At 73.3% G+C, this 20,365-nt stretch carries 22 protein-coding genes; 19 read left to right on the top strand and 3 right to left on the bottom strand.

The annotated features are described in order from the left end of the window. Window positions 1-31: 31 nt before the first annotated feature. Both AB0J76_RS09090 and AB0J76_RS09085 read right to left on the bottom strand, forming a co-directional pair. On the bottom strand, window positions 32-880 hold the full coding sequence (locus AB0J76_RS09090) for an NAD(P)H-binding protein (protein ID WP_352322625.1): 849 nt from the start codon (window positions 878-880) through the stop codon (window positions 32-34). Beyond that, window positions 877-1,908 (bottom strand): saccharopine dehydrogenase NADP-binding domain-containing protein, encoded by a 1,032-nt coding sequence (locus AB0J76_RS09085; protein ID WP_352322624.1) that lies wholly within the window; start codon window positions 1,906-1,908, stop codon window positions 877-879. The genes AB0J76_RS09090 and AB0J76_RS09085 overlap by 4 nt, the downstream gene beginning before the upstream one ends. Before the next feature lie 67 nt (window positions 1,909-1,975). Between AB0J76_RS09085 and AB0J76_RS09080 the strand changes: the two genes are divergently transcribed. Next, window positions 1,976-2,578, top strand: a complete 603-nt coding sequence (locus AB0J76_RS09080) for a TetR/AcrR family transcriptional regulator (protein WP_352322623.1) — start codon at window positions 1,976-1,978, stop codon at window positions 2,576-2,578. Here the strand turns inward: AB0J76_RS09080 and AB0J76_RS09075 are convergent. Next, window positions 2,564-3,118 (bottom strand): hypothetical protein, encoded by a 555-nt coding sequence (locus AB0J76_RS09075; protein ID WP_352322622.1) that lies wholly within the window; start codon window positions 3,116-3,118, stop codon window positions 2,564-2,566. The genes AB0J76_RS09080 and AB0J76_RS09075 overlap by 15 nt on opposite strands. Window positions 3,119-3,229: 111 nt before the next feature. Here AB0J76_RS09075 and AB0J76_RS09070 point away from each other — a divergent pair, with 111 nt between their 5' ends. The 18 genes from AB0J76_RS09070 (at window position 3,230) to AB0J76_RS08985 (ending at window position 20,361) form a co-directional block, all read left to right on the top strand. Continuing rightward, entirely contained in the window at window positions 3,230-4,570 is a 1,341-nt protein-coding gene (locus AB0J76_RS09070) for a lanthionine synthetase LanC family protein (protein WP_352322621.1), read from the top strand. Between the two features lie 351 nt (window positions 4,571-4,921). Further along, on the top strand, window positions 4,922-5,440 hold the full coding sequence (locus AB0J76_RS09065; RefSeq protein WP_352322620.1) for a flavin reductase family protein: 519 nt from the start codon (window positions 4,922-4,924) through the stop codon (window positions 5,438-5,440). After that, window positions 5,437-6,348 (top strand): glutathione S-transferase C-terminal domain-containing protein, encoded by a 912-nt coding sequence (locus tag AB0J76_RS09060; RefSeq protein WP_352322619.1) that lies wholly within the window; start codon window positions 5,437-5,439, stop codon window positions 6,346-6,348. The genes AB0J76_RS09065 and AB0J76_RS09060 overlap by 4 nt, the downstream gene beginning before the upstream one ends. Further along, window positions 6,345-7,667 carry an NtaA/DmoA family FMN-dependent monooxygenase gene (locus tag AB0J76_RS09055; protein ID WP_352322618.1) on the top strand — a complete coding sequence of 441 codons (1,323 nt, stop codon included), beginning with the start codon at window positions 6,345-6,347 and terminating at the stop codon, window positions 7,665-7,667. Before AB0J76_RS09060 ends, AB0J76_RS09055 begins: the two co-directional genes overlap by 4 nt. Beyond that, window positions 7,664-8,833: an LLM class flavin-dependent oxidoreductase gene (locus AB0J76_RS09050; RefSeq protein ID WP_352322617.1), complete on the top strand. Its 1,170-nt coding sequence runs from the start codon at window positions 7,664-7,666 to the stop codon at window positions 8,831-8,833. Before AB0J76_RS09055 ends, AB0J76_RS09050 begins: the two co-directional genes overlap by 4 nt. Beyond that, the gene (locus tag AB0J76_RS09045; RefSeq protein WP_352322616.1) at window positions 8,830-9,864 is read left to right on the top strand and encodes an LLM class flavin-dependent oxidoreductase; all 1,035 of its coding nucleotides are present in this window, start codon (window positions 8,830-8,832) and stop codon (window positions 9,862-9,864) included. The genes AB0J76_RS09050 and AB0J76_RS09045 overlap by 4 nt, the downstream gene beginning before the upstream one ends. Then, window positions 9,861-10,949 carry an LLM class flavin-dependent oxidoreductase gene (locus AB0J76_RS09040; protein WP_352322615.1) on the top strand — a complete coding sequence of 363 codons (1,089 nt, stop codon included), beginning with the start codon at window positions 9,861-9,863 and terminating at the stop codon, window positions 10,947-10,949. The genes AB0J76_RS09045 and AB0J76_RS09040 overlap by 4 nt, the downstream gene beginning before the upstream one ends. 154 nt (window positions 10,950-11,103) lie before the next feature. Beyond that, entirely contained in the window at window positions 11,104-12,726 is a 1,623-nt protein-coding gene (locus AB0J76_RS09035) for a TIGR04028 family ABC transporter substrate-binding protein (RefSeq protein WP_352322614.1), read from the top strand. Then, window positions 12,723-13,652, top strand: a complete 930-nt coding sequence (locus AB0J76_RS09030; protein ID WP_352322613.1) for an ABC transporter permease — start codon at window positions 12,723-12,725, stop codon at window positions 13,650-13,652. Before AB0J76_RS09035 ends, AB0J76_RS09030 begins: the two co-directional genes overlap by 4 nt. Beyond that, complete coding sequence (locus tag AB0J76_RS09025; protein ID WP_352322612.1) at window positions 13,649-14,437, top strand: ABC transporter permease; 789 nt, start codon at window positions 13,649-13,651, stop codon at window positions 14,435-14,437. The genes AB0J76_RS09030 and AB0J76_RS09025 overlap by 4 nt, the downstream gene beginning before the upstream one ends. Beyond that, window positions 14,434-15,981: an ABC transporter ATP-binding protein gene (locus AB0J76_RS09020; RefSeq protein ID WP_364389192.1), complete on the top strand. Its 1,548-nt coding sequence runs from the start codon at window positions 14,434-14,436 to the stop codon at window positions 15,979-15,981. The genes AB0J76_RS09025 and AB0J76_RS09020 overlap by 4 nt, the downstream gene beginning before the upstream one ends. Continuing rightward, complete coding sequence (locus AB0J76_RS09015) at window positions 15,978-16,970, top strand: putative FMN-dependent luciferase-like monooxygenase (RefSeq protein WP_352327894.1); 993 nt, start codon at window positions 15,978-15,980, stop codon at window positions 16,968-16,970. Before AB0J76_RS09020 ends, AB0J76_RS09015 begins: the two co-directional genes overlap by 4 nt. Then, the gene (locus tag AB0J76_RS09010) at window positions 16,967-17,551 is read left to right on the top strand and encodes a CMD domain protein (protein WP_352327895.1); all 585 of its coding nucleotides are present in this window, start codon (window positions 16,967-16,969) and stop codon (window positions 17,549-17,551) included. The genes AB0J76_RS09015 and AB0J76_RS09010 overlap by 4 nt, the downstream gene beginning before the upstream one ends. After that, window positions 17,548-18,114: an alkylhydroperoxidase domain protein gene (locus tag AB0J76_RS09005; protein WP_352327896.1), complete on the top strand. Its 567-nt coding sequence runs from the start codon at window positions 17,548-17,550 to the stop codon at window positions 18,112-18,114. Before AB0J76_RS09010 ends, AB0J76_RS09005 begins: the two co-directional genes overlap by 4 nt. After that, window positions 18,111-18,731 (top strand): VOC family protein, encoded by a 621-nt coding sequence (locus tag AB0J76_RS09000; protein ID WP_352327897.1) that lies wholly within the window; start codon window positions 18,111-18,113, stop codon window positions 18,729-18,731. The genes AB0J76_RS09005 and AB0J76_RS09000 overlap by 4 nt, the downstream gene beginning before the upstream one ends. Before the next feature lie 24 nt (window positions 18,732-18,755). Continuing rightward, entirely contained in the window at window positions 18,756-19,295 is a 540-nt protein-coding gene (locus tag AB0J76_RS08995) for an OsmC family protein (protein WP_352327898.1), read from the top strand. Between the two features lie 86 nt (window positions 19,296-19,381). Continuing rightward, window positions 19,382-20,137 carry a GntR family transcriptional regulator gene (locus AB0J76_RS08990; protein WP_352327899.1) on the top strand — a complete coding sequence of 252 codons (756 nt, stop codon included), beginning with the start codon at window positions 19,382-19,384 and terminating at the stop codon, window positions 20,135-20,137. Further along, window positions 20,134-20,361 (top strand): 4Fe-4S dicluster domain-containing protein, encoded by a 228-nt coding sequence (locus AB0J76_RS08985; RefSeq protein WP_352327900.1) that lies wholly within the window; start codon window positions 20,134-20,136, stop codon window positions 20,359-20,361. Before AB0J76_RS08990 ends, AB0J76_RS08985 begins: the two co-directional genes overlap by 4 nt. The last annotated feature ends 4 nt before the right edge of the window (window positions 20,362-20,365 follow it).

Raw genomic sequence — 20,365 nt, 5'->3', positions numbered from 1 at the left:
GGCCCGGTGGAGGCGGCCGGTCAGGACGGGATCAGCGCCGGGCGGCGGCGAACTCGCCGATGGTCACCGGACGACGCCCGCCGACGCGCTCGATGCTCTCGGTGACCCGGTAGAGCGGGTGGTCGCCGGAGCCGATGAAGCGGAAGATCGCCCACAGGTGCGTCAGGTGCTCGACGGCGTACGGGTCGCGGTACAGGTCGTGCGCCCGCCGCTCCCACTCCTCGGGCGGCAGGTCCGCGTAGCGCACGCCGAGGGCGTCGGCGGCCTCGGCGGCCGTCGCCAGCTGGCCCGTCACCAGGCACACCGGGTCGGCCGGCGCCGGGTCCAGCAGCAGGCCCGCGCCCACCCGCGCCACGTCGGCGGCGGCGACGAGCGGGATCAGCGTGTCCGGCGGGCCCAGCGGGAGGGCCAGCTCGCCGTACGCGTCCGCCACGACGGCCAGGTTCTCGAAGAAGACCGCCGCGCGCAGGTGCACCGCGCCCACCCCCGCCCAGTCGAAGACCTGCTCCGACAGCCAGTGGCGGCGCATGCGCGGCGTGCCGGCCTCGGGCTGGGCGTCGAGCTGGGAGACCTCGACCACCCGCTCGACCCCCTCCTCCCTGGCCGCCGCCGCGAACGCGCTGGTCGCGTCGAGCAGCCCGGCCGTCACCGGATAGGTGAAGTACGCCCGCCGCACCCCGCGCATCGCGGGCCGCACGTCCCTGATCTCGCGCAGGTCGCCGACGACGACGTCCGCGCCGAGCTTGCGCAGCTCGCCGGCGCGCTCGTCGTCGGAGTGCACGAAGGCGCGCACGGCCTGGTCGCGCTGGAGAAGCTGCTCGGCGACCTGTCTGCCGGTGCCGCCCTGGGGGCCGCCGGCCGCGCCCGTGACCAGGATCATCGCCCGCTCCTTCCCGGCAGGGTGAGCCGGAGCAGTCCGAGCGCTTCGAGGTCGCGCAGGAACGGCTCGGCGGGGAACGCCTCGGCCGGGGCGAAGACGCCGGCCCCCGGCCCGTGCCCGGCGGCCAGCCGCACGGCGGCCTCGACCGAGGCCAGCGCGCTGAGCCGCCACAGGTCGCGGCCGGTGATCCGGCCGGCCGCGCCGCCGTCCTCGGTGACGACCTGGACGGCCACGGTGAACTCCGAGGCCGCCCTGGTCTCCGGGTCGGCGGCCTCGCCGGTGAACGCGCCCTCCTCCTCGAAGGTGTGCGCGGTGAGCTGCGCCTCGACCCAGCGGGCCGGCACGTGCCTGGGCACGGTGACGACCTCCGACGACGGGATCGGCGCGATCATCGTGCGCGGGCCGAGCGGCGGCGGGAACGGGAAGACGGCGTTGCGCGGCTCGACGTACCCGATGTGCTGGGCGCCGTCGCTGAAGGTGATGCGGCGGGTGTCGGCGAACAGCAGCTCGGCGGTCTTGCGCGCGCCGGTCGTCAGCCGCCAGCCGGACACGGCGTACGCGCTGGTCACCCGGTCGATGCCGGTCAGCCCGGCGGACACGGCCGCGGCCAGCAGGTCGCCCATGCCGCCGTAGAAGCTCATGGCCGTGATCATCGTGATGCCCGCGGCCGCGGCGGGCTCGGCCATGGTGTCGAACATCCATTTGGTGTGGTGCTGCTCAAGGGCGTGGTCGACGTAGTGGCAGCCGGACGCCGCCGCGGCGCGGGCCACGGGCCGGCCGGTGTCGGTGAAGGGCCCGGCGCAGTGGACCAGCACGCCGGCCTCGGCGGTGAGGGCCCGCAGGGCGTCGGTGTCGTCGAGCGGGGCCTCGTGCACGCGGGCTCCGCCGAGCTCGTCGGAGACGGCCTTGAGCCGGGCGGCGTCGCGGCCGGCCAGGATCACCTCCAGGCCGCGGGCGCGTAATTCCGCCGCCACCAGGCGTCCGGTATGACCACTTGCTCCGTAGACGGCGATGGGTTCTGCGGACATGATGGGCCTCCGTGTTCCATACTTCTGGTACGCGATTCGAACATACGTACTAGGAGTATGGAAGTCAATGAGCCGCCGCACCCAGGCAGAACGCACGGACGAGACGACGGCGCGCCTGGTGGGCGCCGCGCGCCGGCTGTTCGGCGAGAACGGCTACGCCGACACCTCGATCGACGCCGTCGCCGCCCGCGCGGGGGTGACCAAGGGGGCCGCGTACCACCACTTCGGCGGCAAGCCGGCGCTGTTCCGGGCGGCGTTCACCGGCGAGCTGGCCGAGGTCGCGGCGGCCCTGGAGCACGCCGGAGCCCAGGAGGACGACCCGCTGGCGGCGCTGCGCCGGGGCCTGCGCACCTTCCTGGAGCACTGCCTCGACCCGGGCTTCCGGCAGATCGTGCTGCTCGACGCGCCCTCGGTGCTGGGCTGGGAGACCGCCCGCGCGATCGAGTACGACCACCTGCTGCGCGTGCTGGTCGGCGGCCTGCGCCGGGCCGCCGACGGCGGGCGGATCGAGGGCGGGAACGTGCCCGCCCGCGCGCAGCTCGTGTTCGGCGCGGTCTGCGAGGGCGGCATGCTGCTGGCCCGCTCCGCCGACCCGGACGCCGACCTGCCGCTGATCGCCGCCGAGCTGGACCGGCTGCTGTCGGCCCTGCGGCCCTCAGTGGCCGGTTGAGTGGCCGGTCCGGTGACGGGGGGCGTGCGGCGGCGCGTGGCCCGGCGCCGCCGGAGTGGCCGCGGGGCCGGTCGAATGGGCGGGGGACTGGGTCGCGTTCTGCTTCACGGGCACGAGCACGCGCACGGCCCCGGCGTCGCGGAAGGTGAAGGTCATCGGCACGGTGGTGCCGCGTACGCCGGTGACCGTGCCGAGCGGCTGGTCGCCCGCGCCCACGGGCTGGCCGGGCCGGATGTCGGCGGCGGCGCCGGAGAGCTGCACCGAGCCGCCGCCGTCGACGGTGATCCGCTGGAGCTGGTCGGGCTTGTGGCCGTCGTTGATCAGCACGGCGTAGAGGTTCTGCTCGGCGGCGGGCGAGGCCGGGGTGGCCGCCTGGCCGGCGGCGGCCCGCAGGTGGGCGTTGCGCACGTGCATGACGCCCTTGGCGTCGGCGTTCGCGCCCTCGTTCTGCGGCAGGTGCTGCCCCGTGTCGTAGCCGGTGTTCGTGCAGCCCGTGACGCCCAGGGCCAGGATCGCGGCGCAGATGATGGGACGCTTCACGACGCCCTCCCCGTTCGATACTCGACGTCACCGTTCCGTTACCCGCGATGATGGAGGCGAACCCTTGAGGGAAAGGCCGATTTTCCTACCGGAAGTGTGGGAGAATGGAGTATGGGCTTGGACCGGACCCGCTCGCCGAGTGAGCGCGCCGAGACTCCGCTGACCGCCGCGATCATGGCGGGCCGCTGGATCCGCACCGCCGCCGTCGACGACGGCAGAGGCCGTCACTGGCGTGCCAACCCCGACCCCCGTGGCAGGTCGGCCGCCGCCGGCGACTCCGCGTCCCTGTACGCGGGCGCGGCCGGCATCGTGCTGTTCTTCCTGGAACTGGCCGCCGCGACCGGCCACGAGGCGTACCTGGACGATGCCCGCAGAGGCGCCCGCTACCTGGCCGCCACCTGGCGCGAACGCCCCGACCTGACCCTCTACCACGGCCTGACCGGCACGCTCGTCGCGCTGATCGAGGCCGGCTGGGCCTTCGGCGACGGCGTCTTCGAGGAGGAGGCCGTCGCGGTGGCCGACGCGATCGTGCGCGCCGCGCGCCCGCTGGACGGCGGCCCCGGCTGGACGCGCGAGCCCGCCCAGCGCGGCGACGGCGGCATCGTCCTGGGGCTGCTCCAGGCCGCCGCCGCGCTCGGCGTGCGCGGCTACGAGGAGACGGCAGTGGCGGCGGGCGAGCGCATCGCCGGGCTCGCCGTGCCCGGCCATCGTTTCGGCGACTGCGCCGACCTGCCCCTCGACGCCGTCACCCCGGGCTTCCTGTCCGGCACGGCGGGCACCGCCTTCCTGCTGGCCAGGCTCTACGGCGTCACGGGCGAGCGGCGTTTCCTGGAGGCGGCCGCCCGTGGCGCGGGCTTCGTGCGCGAGGTGAGCGCGGTGGCGGGCCGGTGCGCCGTCGTCCCGCACCACGTGCCGCAGGGGCGCGAGCTGCACTACCTGGGCTTCTGCTCGGGCTCGGCGGGCGTGGCCCGGATGTTCTACGAGCTGCACCGGGTCACCGGCGACCCCGGCCACCTCGACTGGGTCGAACGGCTCGCGCACGGCGTCGTCGAGAGCGGCGCCCCCCTCCGGCAGACCGACGGCTTCTGGAACGTGGCCTGCCAGTGTTGCGGCGCGGCCGGGCTGCTCGAACTGTTCGTCGGCCTGTGGGCGGCCACCGGCGACGAAACCCGCCTCGCGCAGGCCCAGGTGCTCGCCGGGCACCTCATCGGGCGCGGCGACAACCACGACGGCCAGGGGTTCCGCTGGTACCAGGCGTACCGGCGGCTGCGGCCGGGCGAGGTGAGCGCGGACACCGGGTACATGGTCGGCGCGGCCGGCATCGGGGCCGCCCTGCTCCACCTCGACGCCGCCATGCAGCCCCGGCAGGCGCGCCGGGTCATCCTGCTGCCGGACAACCCTTTCCCGGCGATCCCGGTGCCACCCGCCAAACTTCGCGATTCATCCCAATAAGGTATTCCCTTTAAAACCAGTAGGGAATATTGACTTGAGGCTCGCGGCGGCCTAGCGTCGTTGGCATGAGCCAGGGCACTCTCCTGACCAGGCGCCCGCACGTGGACTTCGGCCACGTCGCCAGCGCCCAGTGTCGTTGATCACGGACCAGCAGCCGCCCGCCTTCCTTTGAGCGCTCCAGCGTGGCCGACGCCGTCCACGCCTCCGCTGACGAACCCCTTGCGTGCCCCCTTCCCGGCGCTCCCGGCCCGGCCGCCGGGAGCGGCGTGAGCACGCCCTCTCTCCCGTGAGGAGCCTTTCCGTGATCGCAATCAGACCCCTCCGCCGGTACGCACGAGCGGAGGCCGGCGCATGACCGACACCCTGCCCGACCAGCAGGCCGTCGGCGCCGACGTGTTCCGTCAGGCGCTCGCCGTGCACGCCAGCGGAGTGGTGGTGATCACCGCGCAGAGCGACGGCATCCCCGTGGGGCTCACCGCCACCTCGTTCTCCTCGGTCAGCCTCGACCCGCCGCTCGTCTCGTTCTACGTGGACCAGTCCTCCACCACCTGGCCGTGGCTGCAGGGGGCCGACCACTTCGCGGTCAACATCCTGGCCAGCGACCAGGCCGAGCTGGCGGCGCGGTTCGCGCGCAAGGGGGTGGACAGGTTCGCCGCGCCCACGCGGTGGCGGGCGGGGCCGCTGGGCGCGCCGCTGCTCCAGGACGTCTCCGCCCACCTGATCTGCCTGCCGTACGAGACCGTCGAGGTCGGCGACCACGTGCTGGTCGTCGGCCTGGTGGCCGAGGCGGCCACGCACAGCGCCGGCCGCCCGCTGCTCTACCACCAGGGCCGGTTCGGCCGCTTCCTACCCCACCAGGAGAACCTGTGACCGCCACCACCGGCACGCCGGTCTACGCCGGCCCGCTCGACCGCGTCGCCTACGGCCGTTACGGCCCCGGCCGCCTGCACCTGTCGGCCGGCTGGGACCGCCCGATCTACCCCTTCCAGGACCGCGTCACCGCCGACGGCACCAGCGGCTACCGCGCCGAGCCCGGCCGCTACCACGTCTATGCCGCCTGGACCTGCCCCTACGCCCAGCGCGTCGCGATCGTCCGCAAGCTCAAGCGCCTGGAGGACGTCGTCTCGCTGTCGTACGTGGACGACGAGCGCGACGGCCGGGGCTGGGCCTTCAGGGAGCGCAGGGGCCCGGACCCGGTCAACGGGTTCGCCTTCCTGGAGCAGGCCTACGACGCCACCGAGAAGGGCTACCCGGGCCACATCTCGGTGCCCGTGCTCTGGGACAGGGCGCGGCGCAGGATCGTCAGCAACAACTTCCCCGACATCACGATCGACCTGGCCACCCAGTTCGAGAAGTGGGCCGACACCTCGGTCGACCTCTACCCCGAGCACCTGCGCGCCGAGATCGACAAGCTGAACGCGTGGATCTACCACGACGTCAACACCGGCGTCACCCGGGTGGCCCCCGCCGGCACCGAGGCCGCCCGCGAGGAGGAGCGCCACCGCGTCGTCGCGGCCCTGGAACGCCTGGACGAACGCCTGGCCGAGCAGCGCTTCCTGACCGGCGACACGATCACCGAGTCGGACGTGCGGCTGTGGGTGACGCTGGCCAGGTTCGACGCGCTGCACAACCGCGAGCACCTCATCAGCGAGCGCGAGCTGCCCGACTTCGAACACCTCTGGGGCTACGCCCGCGACCTCTACCAGCGCCCGGCGTTCGGCGAGACCATCGAGGGCCTGCCCGCCGCCTGGGACACGCCGCACGGGCGGGGCCGGTGACGCGCAAGAGGCAGGTGCACCTCGCCGCGCACTTCCCCGGCGTGAACAACACCACCGTGTGGGCCGACCCCCGGTCGGGCAGCCAGATCGACTTCGCCTCGTTCGTCCACCTCGCCAGGACGGCCGAGCGCGGCACGTTCGACTTCTTCTTCCTGGCCGAGGGGCTGCGGCTGCGCGAGCTCAAGGGCCGCATCCACGACCTGGACGTGGTCGGCAGGCCCGAGGCGCTGACCGTGCTCAGCGCCCTGGCCGCGGTGACCTCGCGGCTCGGGCTCGCGGGCACGGTCAACGCCACCTTCAACGAGCCGTACGAGCTGGCCAGGCGGCTGTCCACGCTCGACCACCTGAGCGAGGGCCGGGCCGCCTGGAACGTGGTGACCACCTCCGACGCCTTCACCGGCGAGAACTTCCGCCGCGGCGGCTTCCTCGACCCCGCCGACCGGTACCGGCGGGCCGAGGAGTTCGTCCGGCTGTCGCGCGAGTTGTGGGACTCCTGGCAGCCGGACGCCGTGCTCGCCGACCAGGACGCCGGCCGCTTCCTGCGGGAGGGCGCGATCGGCACGGTCAGCCACCGGGGCAGGCACTTCACCGTCGAGGGCCGGTTCACGCTGCCGCGCTCCCCGCAGGGCCACCCGGTGATCATCCAGGCCGGCGACTCGGACGACGGCCGCGAGTTCGCCGCTGCCCACGCCGACGTGGTCTTCACCCCGCACGGCAGGCTGGAGGACGGCAGGCGCTTCTACGCCGACGTCAAGGGCCGCCTGGCCCGGTACGGCCGGAAGCCGCACCAGCTCAAGATCATGCCCGGCGTGACGTTCGCGCTGGGCGACACCGACGAGAAGGCCGCCGAGAACGCGGCCAGGATCCGGCGGCAGCAGGTCGGGCCGCAGACCGCGATCGCGTTCCTGGAGCAGGTGTGGGGGCGCGACATGTCAGCCTTCGACCCCGATGGACCGTTCCCCGACGTCGAGCCGGACCTGACCCAGGGCGTCTCCCAGGGACGGGTGCCGATCAAGGACCGCGCCGCGGTGGCGGCCAAATGGCGGGCGCTGGCCGCGGAGAAGGGGCTGAGCATCCGCGAGCTGGTGATCGAGGTCACCGGGCGGCAGACGTTCGTCGGCACCCCGGAGGGCGTGGCCCGGCAGATGGACGAGCACGTGCAGGCCGGCGCCGCCGACGGCTTCATCCTCGTCCCGCACCTGACCCCCGGCGGCCTGGACGAGTTCGTCGACCGGGTGGTGCCGGCGCTGCGCGAACGCGGCGTCTTCCGCGCCGAGTACACCGGGACCACCCTGCGCGAGCACCTGGAGCTGTCATGACGCTGCACCTGGCCGTGGCGCTGGACGGCGCCGGCTGGCACCCCGCCGCCTGGCGGGCGGCCCCCGCCGCGCGGCTCTTCTCGGCCGGTCACTGGGCGGGGCTGGTCGCCGAGGCCGAGCGCGGGCTGCTCGACTTCGTCACCTTCGAGGACGCCCTGGGCCTGCAGTCCACCCGGCCCGACGGCCCCGACGACCGCACCGACCAGGTGCGCGGCCGGTTCGACGCGGTGCTGCTCGCGGCCCGGCTGGCGCCGCTGACCACCCGGATCGGCCTGGTCCCGACGGCCACCACCACCCACACCGAGCCGTTCCACGTGGCCATCGGCATCGCCACGCTCGACCACGTCAGCGGCGGCCGGGCGGGCTGGCGGCCGCAGGTCTCGGCGCGGGCGAGCGAGGCGGCCCACTTCGGCCGCCGCCGGTTCGCCCCGCTCGACGTTGTGCTGAACCGGCCCGGCGGGGTGGACCTGTCGGCCGACCCGCACGTCCGCGCCCTGTTCGCCGAGGCCGCCGACGCCGTGGAGGTGGCCCGGCGGCTCTGGGACAGCTGGGAGGACGACGCCGAGATCAGGGACGTGGCCACCGGCCGGTTCGTCGACCGCGGCAAACTCCACCACATCGACTTCGAGGGCGGGTTCTTCTCGGTGCGGGGGCCGTCCATCACGCCCAGGTCGCCGCAGGGGCAGCCGGTGGTGGCCGCGCTGGCCCACGCGCGGCTGCCGTACGAGTTCGCGGCGGGCGCGGCCGACGTCGTCTTCGTCACGCCGCGCTCGGCCGAGCACGCGCGGGAGATCGTCGAGGAGGTCCGGGGACTCTCCGGCGACCTGCGGATCTTCGCCGACCTGCTGGTCTTCCTGGGCCCGGACGCGGCCCGGCGCAAGGCGCGGCTCGACGAGCTGGACGGGGCCGAACTGACCTCCGACGCGGCCATCTTCGCCGGGACCGCGGGGGAGCTGGCCGGCCTGCTGCTGGAGTGGCGGCGGGCCGGGATCGAGGGCTTCCGGCTGCGGCCGGGGGCGGTGCCGTACGACCTGGAGCGGATCAGCCGGGAGCTGACGGCCGAGCTGCGCGGGCGCGGGGCCTTCAGGAGCGGGTACGAGGCCCGGACGTTACGCGGGCTGCTCGGCCTGCCGCGCCCGGCGAGCAGGTACGCGGAGGTGTCATGAAATTTCTGGGCATCACATTGATCGTCCACAGCGACGGCCGGTCACCCACGGAACGGTTCCGCGAGGTCGTCGAGACCGCCGTGCTCTTCGAGGAGCTGGGCTTCGACGGCTTCGGCGTGGGCGAGCGGCACGAACGGCCCTTCATCTCCTCCTCGCCCCCGGTCGTGCTCAGCCACATCGCCGCCAGGACGTCCAGGATCAGGCTGTTCACCGCGGTCACCACGCTGAGCCTGCTCGACCCGGTCCGCGCCTACGAGGACTACGCCACGCTCGACCACCTGTCCGGCGGCCGGCTCGAACTGATCGTCGGCAAGGGCAACGGCGCGGCGCAGGCCAGGCTCTTCCACGTCACCGCCGCGGACCAGTGGGAGCGGAACCGCGAGGCGTACGAGCTGTTCCGCCGCCTGTGGCGGGAGGACCGGGTCACCTGGCAGGGCCGCTTCCGCCCCGCGCTGACCGGCGCCGAGACCTGGCCGCGCCCGCTGCAACAGCCGATCAGGGTCTGGCACGGCAGCGCGACCAGCAAGGAGTCGGTCGAGCTGGCCGCCCGCCACGGCGACCCGCTGTTCTCGGCCAACGTCACCAACCCCATCGAGCCCTACGCCGAGCTGATCGACCACTACCGCGAACGCTGGGCCCATCACGGCCACGACCCCGCCGACGCCCTGGTCGGGGCGGGCAGCGCGGGCTACTACGCGGCCCGCACCTCGCAACGGGCGCTGGCCGAGTACCGGCCGATCTACCAGGCCCGCCTGGAGACGTTCCGGCGGGCCGGCGTGGAGCCGGTCTTCCCCACCCTGGAGGACGCCATCGAACGCGGCTCGATCCTGGTCGGCAGCCCGCAGCAGATCATCGACAAGGTGCTGCGCTACCACAAGCGCTTCGGGCACGAGGTCATGCACATCCCCGCCGACGCCGACGGCCTGACGCCGGGGCAGCACCGGCAGACGCTGGAGCTGTTCCAGACCGAGATCGCGCCGGCGCTGCGCGCGGAGATCCCCAGCCGTCCGTTCCCGGGGAGCGCGTTATGACTCTGTCCATTCTCGATCTGGCCCCCATCAGCTCGGGCGGCACCGCGGGCCAGGCGTTACGCGACACGATCGAGCTCGCCCGGCGCGCGGAGGAGCTCGGCTACGCCCGTTACTGGCTGGCCGAGCACCACTTCGCCCCGGGCGTGGCCGGCTCGGCCCCCGCCGTGCTGATCGGGCTGGTGGCGGCGGCCACCTCGACGATCAGGGTGGGCTCGGGAGCCGTGCAGCTCGGCCACCGGACGCCGGTGTCCGTGGTCGAGGAGTTCGGGATCATCGACGCGCTGCATCCGGGCCGGCTCGATCTGGGCATCGGCCGCTCGGGACGGCGCGGGGCCGAGCCGGCTCCCGCACGTCCCGCGAGCAAGGAGGCCAGGGTGGTGGACGGGCTGCTCATCCCGCCGCCCTTCGACTGGTCGCGGCTGGCCAGGATCCCTCGCCTGGCCTTCCAGGCGAGCCTGCTCCAGCAGCCCGGAGCGGTGACGCCCGACTTCGCCGACCAGGTCGACGAGGTGCTGGCCCTGCTCGGCGGCACCCACGAGGCGCACGTGACGCCCGGCGAGGGGGCCGACGTCCAGGTGTGGATCCTGGGCAGCAGCGGCGGGCAGAGCGCCCGGGTGGCGGGGGAGCGCGGGTTGCCGTTCGCGGCCAACTACCACGTCAGCCCGTCGAGTGTGCTGGAGGCCGTGGAGGCGTACCGCGAGGCGTTCAAGCCGTCGGACGAGCTGGCCGAGCCGTACGTGATCGTGTCGGCCGACGCGGTGGTGGCCGAGGACGAGGCCAGGGCGCGTGAGCTGGCCTCGCCGTACGGGTTGTGGGTGCGCAGCATCAGGACGGGGGCGGGCGCGATGCCGTACCCGACGCCGCAGGAGGCGGCCCGGCACGTCTGGACCGAGGCCGACCGCGAGCTGGTCAAGGACCGGATCGACACCCGGTTCGTCGGCACGCCGCGGGCCGTGGCCGAGGGGCTGCGCGTGCTGCGCCGGGTCACCGAGGCAGACGAGCTGCTGGTCACCACCATCACCCACGACCCCGCCGACCGCGTGCGCTCCTACGAACTGCTCGCCGAAGCCTGGCAACGCCCGTAAGCCCGAAGGCCCGTGACGCGGACGCGCCCGTGAGCTCCGGAGCCCGGCGTGCCCGCGTCACGTTCGGACCGAAACCCCTGGTGGCTTCGGTCGCGCGCATGCTGTAGCCTTTTCCTACTTTTTAGGTATGTTTTGTCTGAAAGGCAGTACCCCCATGTCCTCATCCAGCCTGCGCACCGCAGCCGTCATGCTCGCCGTCGTTGGGCTCCTCGGCGCCTGTGGCGGCCAAGGGGGTGCTGCCGGCGCGGCGCCGTCCAGCGGTCAGCCGGTGTACGGCGGCACGCTGACCTACCTGGAGCACCAGCCGCCCACCTGCCTCTACCTGCCGGCCGCCGGCTTCTATCCCAACGGCGGCATCCTCAACCAGATCACCGACAAGCTGACCTGGCAGAACCCGCAGACGCTGGAGATCGAGCCCTGGATCGCCACCAAGTGGGAGGTGAACGACGACGCCACGGAGTACACCTTCCACCTGCGCCAGGGCGTGACCTTCAGTGACGGCAGCCCGCTCGACGCCGCCGCCGTCGCCGCCAACTTCGACGTGTACGGCCTCGGGAACACCGAGCTCAAGCTGCCGGTCGCCGAGTTCGTCAACAACTACGAGCGCAGCGAGGTCGTCGACCCGCTGACCGTGAGGTTCCACTTCAAGAAGCCCTCTCCCGGCTTCCTCCAGGGCACCTCGGTCATCGGGGCCGGGCTGGTGTCGAAGAAGACGATCTCGCTGCCGTACGAGCAGCAGTGCCAGCTGAAGAACATCGTCGGCTCGGGCCCCTTCACGCTGAAGAAGCAGATCGTCGACAAGGAGGTGGACCTGGCCGCCCGCAAGGACTACAACTGGGCGCCGCCGTCGTCGAAGCACCAGGGGCGGGCGTACCTGGACGAGATCAAGATCATCGTGACGCCCGAGGACAACGTCCGGGTCGGCGCGCTGACCTCCGGCCAGGCCGACTTCGTGCGCTACGTCCAGGCCTACGACGAGAAGACCGTCAAGGACGCCGGCTTCCAGATCTACGCCGAGCCGACCAGGGGCGTGAACAACGGCCTGTACCTGCGGCCGTCCAACAGCATCCTGAAGGACCTCGACGTGCGCAAGGCGCTGCAGGCGGGCACCGACGTCAAGGAGGTCGTCGACACCCTGTTCACCGCGAGCTACCCGCGGGCCACCTCCGTGCTCAGCCACCTCGCCCAGGGCTACCTCGACCTGTCCAAGGACCTGGCCTACGACCCGGCCAAGGCCAACGCGCTGCTCGACAAGGCCGGCTGGACCAGGGGCGCCGACGGCGTGCGCGAGAAGGACGGCGTCAAGCTGCGGCTGGGCGTCTTCGTCGCCGGCCCGCAGCCGCTGTCCAAGCAGACGCTCGAACTCGTCGGCCAGCAGTGGGCCAAGCTCGGCGTGCAGCTGGAGATCCGCCCCGCCGACGCCGGCACCCAGGCCGTGGACATCAAGGACGCCGAGAAGACCGCCGTCGCGCACAGCATGGTCGGCCGCGCCGACCAGGACGTGATCAAGAGCCACTTCCACAGCCAGAACCGCGACGTCATCCTGTCCAAGGACAAGAAGCTCGACACCCTGCTGGAGGAGGAGTCCGCCGAGCCCGACAACGCCAAGCGCAACGCCAAGGTCGGCGAGATCCAGCGGTACGTGATCGACCAGGGCTACGCCATCCCCCTGTTCGAGGAGCCCCAGGTGTACGGCGGCGCGCCGTACGTCAAGGGCGTGGCCTTCGAGGCGGTCGCCCGGCCGTGGTTCTACTCGACGTGGAAGGCCCAGCAATGACCAGGTATCTCCTGACGCGGGCCGGGCAGGCGGTGCTCGTGTTGTGGGCCGCCTTCACCGCGAGCTACGTGCTGCTGCAGCTGCTGCCCGGCGACTCGATCCTGATCAAGTTCCAGAACCCCGAGCTGGGCCTGTCGCCGCAGCAGATCGCCGACATCCGGGCGTACTACAGCGGCGGCTCGCCGATCGGCGAGTACCTGCGCACCCTGACCGGCTTCCTGACCGGCGGCTTCGGCTACTCGATCGACACCGGCACCCCGGTGGTCGAGCGCCTGGGCGAGGCGTTGCCCGAGACGGCCCGGCTGGCCTCGGCGGCGTTCGTCCTGGCGGTGCTGCTCGCCGTGGTGATCGCGTTCGTGGCGAGCTACAGCCGGACGTCGTGGCTGCGCGGGGCGCTGCTGTCGGTGCCGTCGCTGTTCATCTCGGTCCCGGCGTTCTGGCTGGGCATCCTGCTGATCCAGGTCTTCTCCTTCCGGCTGCGGCTGGTGCCGGTCATCGGGGGCGGCGAGCTGCAGCAGCTCGTCCTGCCCGTGGTGACGCTGGCCGTGCCGATCTCGGCGCCCATCGCGCAGGTGCTGGCGCGCGGCATCGACCAGGTGTACGCGCAGCCGTTCGTGCCGGTGATCGCGGCCAAGGGCGCCACCCGCTGGTGGATCCTGTGGCGGCACGTGGCGCGCAACGCCGTCCTGCCGACGCTGACCGTGGCCGGCCTGACGTTCGGCGAGCTGATCGCGGGCTCGGTCGTGACGGAGACCGTCTTCGGCCGCAACGGCGTCGGGCGGCTCACCGAGCAGGCCGTCACCGCCCAGGACACGCCGGTGATGCTGGCCGTCGTGGTGCTCGCCGCGGCGGTGTTCGTCCTGGTCAACTTGGTGGTGGACGTGTTGTTCCCGGTGCTCGACCCGCGGCTGAAGGCGGCGTCGTGAGGGCGGGCCTGATCCTGTCCTGGACGGTGATCGCCGTGGCGCTGTTGTGGGCGGTCGTCCCGGGGCTGTTCACCGGGTACGACCCGATCGCCGGCGTGCCGGTCGAGAAGCTGCAGGCGCCGAGCGGGCAGCACCTGTTCGGCACCGACGCCGTCGGGCGGGACGTGTTCGCGCGGGTGGTGCACGGGGCCGTGCACTCGTTGTCGGGGGCGTTCGTCGCCGTCGCGGTCGGCCTGCTGCTCGGCACGTTGCTCGGGCTGCTGGCCGGCTCGCTCGGCGGGGTGCCCGACGCCGCCGTCATGCGGGTCGTGGACGTGCTGCTGTCGGTCCCCGGCCTGCTCCTGGCCCTGGTCGTGATCATCCTGCTCGGCCCCGGGACGGTGAACGTGGCCGTCGCGGTCGGCGTCGGCTCGGTCGCCGCGTTCGCCCGGTTGTCGCGGTCGGAGGTCGTCCGGGTGCGCCGCACCGACTACGTCGAGGCCGCGTTCGGCAGCGGCGGCCGGTTCACCGCCGTGTTGTGGCGGCACGTGCTGCCCAACTCGCTCGGACCCGTCGTCGCGCTGGCCGCCCTGCAGTTCGGCGTGGCCATCCTGGCCATCTCGACGCTCGGCTTCCTCGGCTACGGCGCCGAGCCGCCGACCCCCGAGTGGGGGCTGCTCATCGCCGAGGGCCGCAACTACCTGGCCACGTCGTGGTGGCTGACCACGCTGCCCGGGGCCGTGGTGGTCGCGGTCGTGCTCGCCGCCGGCCGGATCAGCCGGTCCATCGCCAAGGAGTCCTCGTGAGCCTGCTCGACGTCCGCGACCTCGCGGTCTCCTACGACGGCCGCCCGGCCGTCCACGGCGTCTCCTTCACCGTCGAGCCGGGCGAGGTGGTCGCGGTCGTCGGCGAGTCGGGGTCCGGCAAGACCACGACCGCGCACTCGATCATCGGCCTGCTGCCGCGCAACGCCTCGCTCGACCGCGGCAGCGTCCTGCTGGGGGAGAACGACCTGGCGACCTGGTCGCCGCGGCGGATGGAGTCCGTCCGCGGGGCCCAGATCGGGCTGGTCCCGCAGGACCCGTCCAACTCGCTCGACCCGGTCAAGACGGTCGGGGCGCAGATCGCCGAGGTGCTGCGCATCCACAAGCGCGGCGACCGGGCCGCCGTGCGGCGCCGGGTCGTCGAGCTGCTCACCCGCGTCGGCCTGCCCGACCCCGAGACGCGGGCCCGCCAGTACCCGCACGAGCTGTCCGGCGGCATGCGCCAGCGCGTGCTGATCGCCATCGCCGTCGCGCTGGAACCCCGGCTGATCATCGCCGACGAGCCCACCAGCGCGCTGGACGTCACCGTCCAGCGGCGCATCCTGGACCTCATCGACGACCTGCGCGCCGAGTTCGGCACCGCCGTGCTGCTGGTCACCCACGACCTCGGCGTGGCCGCGAGCCGCTCGGACCGGCTGGTCGTCATGAAGGACGGCCGCGTCGAGGAACAGGGCCCGACCAGGGAGATCCTGGCGGCGCCCGGCGCGGACTACACCCGGCGGCTGCTGCACGACGCCCCCGCGCTGTCGGCCCGCCCCTTCCGCGAGCCGGTGGCCGCCGAGCCCGCGATCGTGGTGCGCGACCTGGTCAAGGAGTTCCGGTCGGGCCGGCGGGCCTTCCGGGCCGTGGACGGCGTCTCGTTCGAGGTGCCGCGCGGCACCACGCACGCGCTCGTCGGGGAGTCGGGGTCCGGCAAGACCACCACCGCGCGCATGGTGGTGCGCTTCGCCGAGCCCACGTCGGGCACGGTCACCGTCGCCGGGGCCCCCGACGGCCGCGGCTTCCGCCGGCACGTCCAGCTCGTGCACCAGAACCCGTACGGGTCGCTGGACCCGCGGCAGTCGATCGCCGACATCGTGGAGGAGCCGTTGCGCAACTTCCGGCTCGGCGACCGGGCCGCCCGCAGGGCCCGCGTCGCCGAGCTCCTCGACCGGGTGGCGCTGCCCGCGGACGTGTCGTCGCGCCGGCCGCGCGAGCTGTCGGGAGGCCAGCGGCAGCGGGTGGCCATCGCCCGCGCGCTGGCCGCAGGCCCGGAGGTGCTCGTGCTGGACGAGGCCGTCTCGGCGCTCGACGTCACGGTCCAGGCGCAGATCCTCGACCTGCTCGGCCAGTTGCAGCGCGACCTCGGCCTGACCTACCTCTTCATCTCGCACGACCTGGCGGTGGTGCGGCAGATCTCGCACACCGTCTCCGTCATGAACAAAGGACGCATCGTGGAATCAGGATCCACCCGGCGGGTCTTCACCGACCCGGCCGACGACTACACCCGCGAGCTGCTCGCCGCCATCCCGGAGCCGGTGCGATGAGGCTCGGCTTCTTCACCCGGGTCCTGGACGAGGCGCCCGCGGCGGAGCGCTACCGGCTGGCCGCCGAGCAGATCGCGCACGCCGAGTCGCTCGGGTTCGACACCGCCTGGGTGGCCCAGCACCACTTCGACGGCGAGGAGGGCGGGCTGCCCGCGCCGCTGGTGTTCCTCGCCCACGTGGCGGCCCGGACCAGCCGCATCCGGCTCGGCACCGGCATCATCACGCTGCCGCTGGAGCACCCGGTGCGGGTGGCCGAGGACGCCGCCGTGCTCGACCTGCTCACCGGCGGGCGGCTGGAGATCGGGGTCGGCAGCGGCGGGACGCCGTCGTCGTTCGGGCCGTTCGGGCACGACAGCGGCGACCGCGCCGCCCTGTACGCCGAGCACCTGTCGATCCTGCTCAGGGCCTGGTCGGGGGAGGACCTGGGCGGCGGCAACCGGCTCTACCCGCCGGCGCCCCGGCTGCCCGGCGCGATCTGGGAGGCGACGTTCTCGCCCTCCGGCGGAGCCCGTGCCGGCCGCGCGGGCAACGGGCTCATGCTCTCGCGCACCCAGCCCCGGCCGGCCGACGACCCGCAGGCGACGCTGGCCGACCTGCAACGGCCGATCGTGGACGCCTACTACGAGAACCTGCCGGCGGGCGTCGTCCCGCGCATCGTGGCCTCGCGGACCGCGTTCGTGGCCGACAGCCGGGCCGAGGCGCTGCGCTGGGCCGAGCGGGGGCTCGGGCGGGGGCGGCTGCCGTGGGAGCTGCCCGGCGGCGACCTCGACAGCCGCATCGCCGCCTTCGACGTGCACGTGGGCACCCCGCAGGACGTCATCGACAGCCTGCGCGCCGATCCGACTCTCGAACGGGTCACCGACCTGGTCTTCCAGGTGCACTCGGTGGACCCGCCGCACCCGCTGATCCTTCGTTCGACCGAGCTGCTGGCGACCGAGGTCGCACCCGCGCTCGGCTGGCTCCCCTCCACCGAAATGAGCTCCACATGATCGACGACGTCATCGACCACCTGGCCGGGATAAGACCGGGCTCCCGCCTCGACAAGCTGCGCGACCTGCGGCCCGCCGCCCGCGAGCACGCCCAGCGCGGCTTCGACGCGCTCTTCACGCCCGACGAGGAGGGCGAGGTCACCCTCGTCGAACGCGACGCCGTCGCGGCCTTCGTGACCGGGCTGCACCGCGACGCCGTCGTCGCCGGCTTCTACGCCGACCGGCTCGCCGACCTGGCCCCCGGCCTGCTGAAGACCGTCGAGGCCGAGGTCGAGGCGGGCGCCACCACCGGCCCGTACGGCGTCTACCCCGCGCCGCTGGCCGCCGAGAGCGACGAGGGCCTGCGCTACCGGGTCCGGAACCCGGACGAGCTGGGCGTCCGGCTCACCGCCGCGTTCGAGCACGCGCACCTGCTGGTGTTCCGGCCCCGCGAGGCCAGCGGGCAGGCCCTGGAGGCGCTGGCCGCGGCGGGCTGGAGCCCGACGGGCGTGGTGACGTTGTCGCAGCTCGTCGCCTTCCTCGCCTTCCAGGTCCGGGTGGTCGGCGGGTTGCGGCTGCTCAACGCGGAGGTGGCGGCGTGAGCATCGGATTCACCCAGGAACAGCTCGGCTGGCGGCCCTGGCTGCCGCCGCTCGCGCCGGAGGAGCTGACCGAGGCCCACTACGAGGCGCTGGTGGACCGGGCGCGGGCGTCGTCGCCGTACTTCCTGCTGCTGGCCCGCGACCCCGAGATCCTGCACGCGCGCACCAAGACCGACAACGACATCTTCTACAACGCCGACGGCGGGCTGCCGCGCGCCGAGCGCGAGCTGGCCGCGACCGCGACCTCGCGGCGCAACGGCTGCGTGTTCTGCGCGTCGGTGCACGCCCGCTTCGCCGCCCACCACTCCAAGCGCCCCCAGGACGTGCAGCGCCTGCTCGACGAGGGGGTGGACGCGCCGCAGGACGGCACCTGGCGGGCGGTCGTCGACGCCTCGGTCGCGCTGGCCGCCACGCCCGTGGAGTTCGGGCCCGAGCACATCGCGGCGCTGCGCGCGGCCGGGCTGGACGACCTGGCGATCAGCGACACCATCCACGCCGCCGCCTTCTTCAACTGGGCGAACCGGCTCATGCTCTCACTCGGCGAACCGGAGGACCACCGATGACCGACCGTCACCTCGACCACCTCGTCTATGCCGTTCCCGACCTGCTCGCGGGGGTCGAGGACTTCGCCGCGCGCACCGGCGTGCGGCCCGTCCGGGGCGGCAGCCATCCCGGTGGCACCGCGAACTACCTGGTGCGCTTCGGGCCGACCGCGTACCTGGAGATCATCGGGCCGGACCCCGAGTCGGAGGTGCGGCCGCGGGCGTTCGGGCTGGCGACGCTGACCGAGCCGCGCCTGGCCGCCTGGGCCGTGCATCCGCAGGACCTGGACAAGACCGTGGAGCTGGCCCGCGAGCGCGGCTACGACCCCGGCGACGTGCAGCCGCTGTCCCGGCGCACCCCGTCCGGCGAGCTGCTGGAGTGGCGGCTCACCCGGCGCGAGGACCCGGCCGCGGTCCGGCCGGTGCCCTTCCTCATCGACTGGGGGACGACCACCCACCCGGCCGCCACGGACCTGCCGCAGCTCGGCCTGGTCTCCTTCGCCGCCGTCCACCCCGACCCCGGCGCGCTCCGCCGCGACCTGGCCGCCCTGGACGTGACGCTCGACGTCGCCGAGGGGCCGGAGCCCGCGCTGCGGGCCGTCCTCGACACCCCGCTCGGCCACGTGACCCTGAGCTGAACCCCGTTCGAGAGAGAAAGACCCATGAGCACCCTTCGCGAGTACCTGTCGCACAAGCGCGCCGCCCTGCTGGCCCGCCGGGAGGCCCCGGCGGGCGGCCCGGTGCCGCTGCACGCCCACGTCACGGCCGAGGGCCGCAGCGGGATCCGGCGCATCAGGATCAGGGACTTCCAGATCATCAGCGACAGCGGCCCCGACTTCGCCGGTTACGACCTCGGCCCCGGCTCGCCCGAGCTGCAGGCCGGCGTCCTGGGGAGCTGCGTGACGCACATCTTCCTGATCAAGGCGGCCGAGCTGGAGGTGCCGATCGACTCCCTGGAGGTGGACGTCCGCGCCGAGTACGACCCGAGGGCCCAGCTCCCGGGCGACCAGGGCGTCCCGGTGTACCCGCACAACTTCCGCTACGAGGTGCAGATCGGCTCGCCCGCCTCCGACGAGCAGCTGGCCGAGCTGCACGCCGAGGTCGAGCGGGTGTGCCCGATCCTCAACCTGATCCGCAACCCGCAGGAGATCAGCGGCTCGATCGTCCGGGTGGCGGATCCCGCCCAGCTGCCCGTCGCGTAGCAGGTCAGCGCCGGGTTCCGGCCCGGCGCGAGTGGCGCAATCCCACCGTTATCCCCTTTTACCTACCTGCGAACTAGGTTGAAGGCATGGAACCGGTGGCGCTCGACGATCGGCGGCCTCGGGCGGATCGTGCCCGCCAGGTCGCCGACCTGCTGAGAAGACAGATCATCCAGGGCAGCTTCCCCCAGGGCCAGCTCCCGCTGGAGGCGGCGCTCGCCCGCGAGTTCGGCGCCTCGCGCAACACCGTACGCCAGGCGCTCGACCTGCTCCGGGCGGAAGGGCTGGTCGAGCGCTGCCCCGGCGTCGGCACGACCGTCGCGGCCGAGAAGTACCCGCACGGCCTGCACCGCCTGCTGGGCCTGGCCGAGACCCTCCACGAGCACGGCCAGGTCGTCAACCAGGTCCGCACGATGACCCTCATCGAGCCGCCCGCCCCGGTGAGCCGCCGGCTCGGCCTCGCCCCCGGCGAGCAGGTCGTCTACCTCGAACGGCTGCGCAGCCTCAACGGCCTGCCGCTCTCGCTCGACCTCACCTACCTCGTCCGCGACGCCGGCGAGCCGCTGTTCACCGCGGACCTGGTCAACAACGACATCTTCGTGCTGCTGGAGCGGATCGCCGGGCAGCCCCTCGGCGTGGCCGAGCTCACCCTCGAAGCCGTCAACGCCGACCCCCACACCGCCGCCGCGCTCGGCACGCCCCGCGGCGCCGCCCTGCTCATGGTCGAACGGCTCACGCACCTGGCCGACGGCAGGCCCGTGGACCTGGAGTTCGTGCGCTTCCGCGGCGACCGGCTCACGATGCGCGGGCACCTGCGCAGAACCCCGGAGGAGGAACGGTCATGACCCTGGTCAACCAGCGCGTCGAGGTCCCCGTGACGATCGACGAGGCCCTGTGCATCGACGGCTGCACCCTGTGCGTCGAGGCGTGCCCGCTGGACTCCCTGGCGATCAGCGAGGCGACCGGCAAGGCGTACATGCACGTGGACGAGTGCTGGTACTGCGGGCCGTGCGCGGCCAGGTGCCCGGTGGACGCGGTCACCATCAACATCCCCTACCTGCTGCGGTGAAGGA

Source organism: Nonomuraea sp. NPDC049624, from assembly GCF_040675255.1.
GTDB lineage: Bacteria > Actinomycetota > Actinomycetes > Streptosporangiales > Streptosporangiaceae > Nonomuraea.
This window is presented reverse-complemented; position numbering and strand designations above follow the sequence as displayed.

What these genes read in the sequence shown, in the direction of transcription:
- AB0J76_RS09030 (WP_352322613.1), top strand. Translation starts at nt 12,723, where the DNA reads ATGACCAGGTATCTCCTGACGCGGGCCGGGCAGGCGGTGCTCGTGTTG.
- AB0J76_RS08985 (WP_352327900.1), top strand. Translation starts at nt 20,134, where the DNA reads ATGACCCTGGTCAACCAGCGCGTCGAGGTCCCCGTGACGATCGACGAG.
- AB0J76_RS08990 (WP_352327899.1), top strand. Translation starts at nt 19,382, where the DNA reads ATGGAACCGGTGGCGCTCGACGATCGGCGGCCTCGGGCGGATCGTGCC.
- AB0J76_RS09045 (WP_352322616.1), top strand. Translation starts at nt 8,830, where the DNA reads ATGAAATTTCTGGGCATCACATTGATCGTCCACAGCGACGGCCGGTCA.
- AB0J76_RS09035 (WP_352322614.1), top strand. Translation starts at nt 11,104, where the DNA reads ATGTCCTCATCCAGCCTGCGCACCGCAGCCGTCATGCTCGCCGTCGTT.
- AB0J76_RS09065 (WP_352322620.1), top strand. Translation starts at nt 4,922, where the DNA reads ATGACCGACACCCTGCCCGACCAGCAGGCCGTCGGCGCCGACGTGTTC.
- AB0J76_RS09000 (WP_352327897.1), top strand. Translation starts at nt 18,111, where the DNA reads ATGACCGACCGTCACCTCGACCACCTCGTCTATGCCGTTCCCGACCTG.
- AB0J76_RS09010 (WP_352327895.1), top strand. Translation starts at nt 16,967, where the DNA reads ATGATCGACGACGTCATCGACCACCTGGCCGGGATAAGACCGGGCTCC.
- AB0J76_RS08995 (WP_352327898.1), top strand. Translation starts at nt 18,756, where the DNA reads ATGAGCACCCTTCGCGAGTACCTGTCGCACAAGCGCGCCGCCCTGCTG.
- AB0J76_RS09080 (WP_352322623.1), top strand. Translation starts at nt 1,976, where the DNA reads ATGAGCCGCCGCACCCAGGCAGAACGCACGGACGAGACGACGGCGCGC.
- AB0J76_RS09070 (WP_352322621.1), top strand. Translation starts at nt 3,230, where the DNA reads ATGGGCTTGGACCGGACCCGCTCGCCGAGTGAGCGCGCCGAGACTCCG.
- AB0J76_RS09090 (WP_352322625.1), bottom strand. Translation starts at nt 880, where the DNA reads ATGATCCTGGTCACGGGCGCGGCCGGCGGCCCCCAGGGCGGCACCGGC.
- AB0J76_RS09040 (WP_352322615.1), top strand. Translation starts at nt 9,861, where the DNA reads ATGACTCTGTCCATTCTCGATCTGGCCCCCATCAGCTCGGGCGGCACC.
- AB0J76_RS09050 (WP_352322617.1), top strand. Translation starts at nt 7,664, where the DNA reads ATGACGCTGCACCTGGCCGTGGCGCTGGACGGCGCCGGCTGGCACCCC.
- AB0J76_RS09085 (WP_352322624.1), bottom strand. Translation starts at nt 1,908, where the DNA reads ATGTCCGCAGAACCCATCGCCGTCTACGGAGCAAGTGGTCATACCGGA.
- AB0J76_RS09015 (WP_352327894.1), top strand. Translation starts at nt 15,978, where the DNA reads ATGAGGCTCGGCTTCTTCACCCGGGTCCTGGACGAGGCGCCCGCGGCG.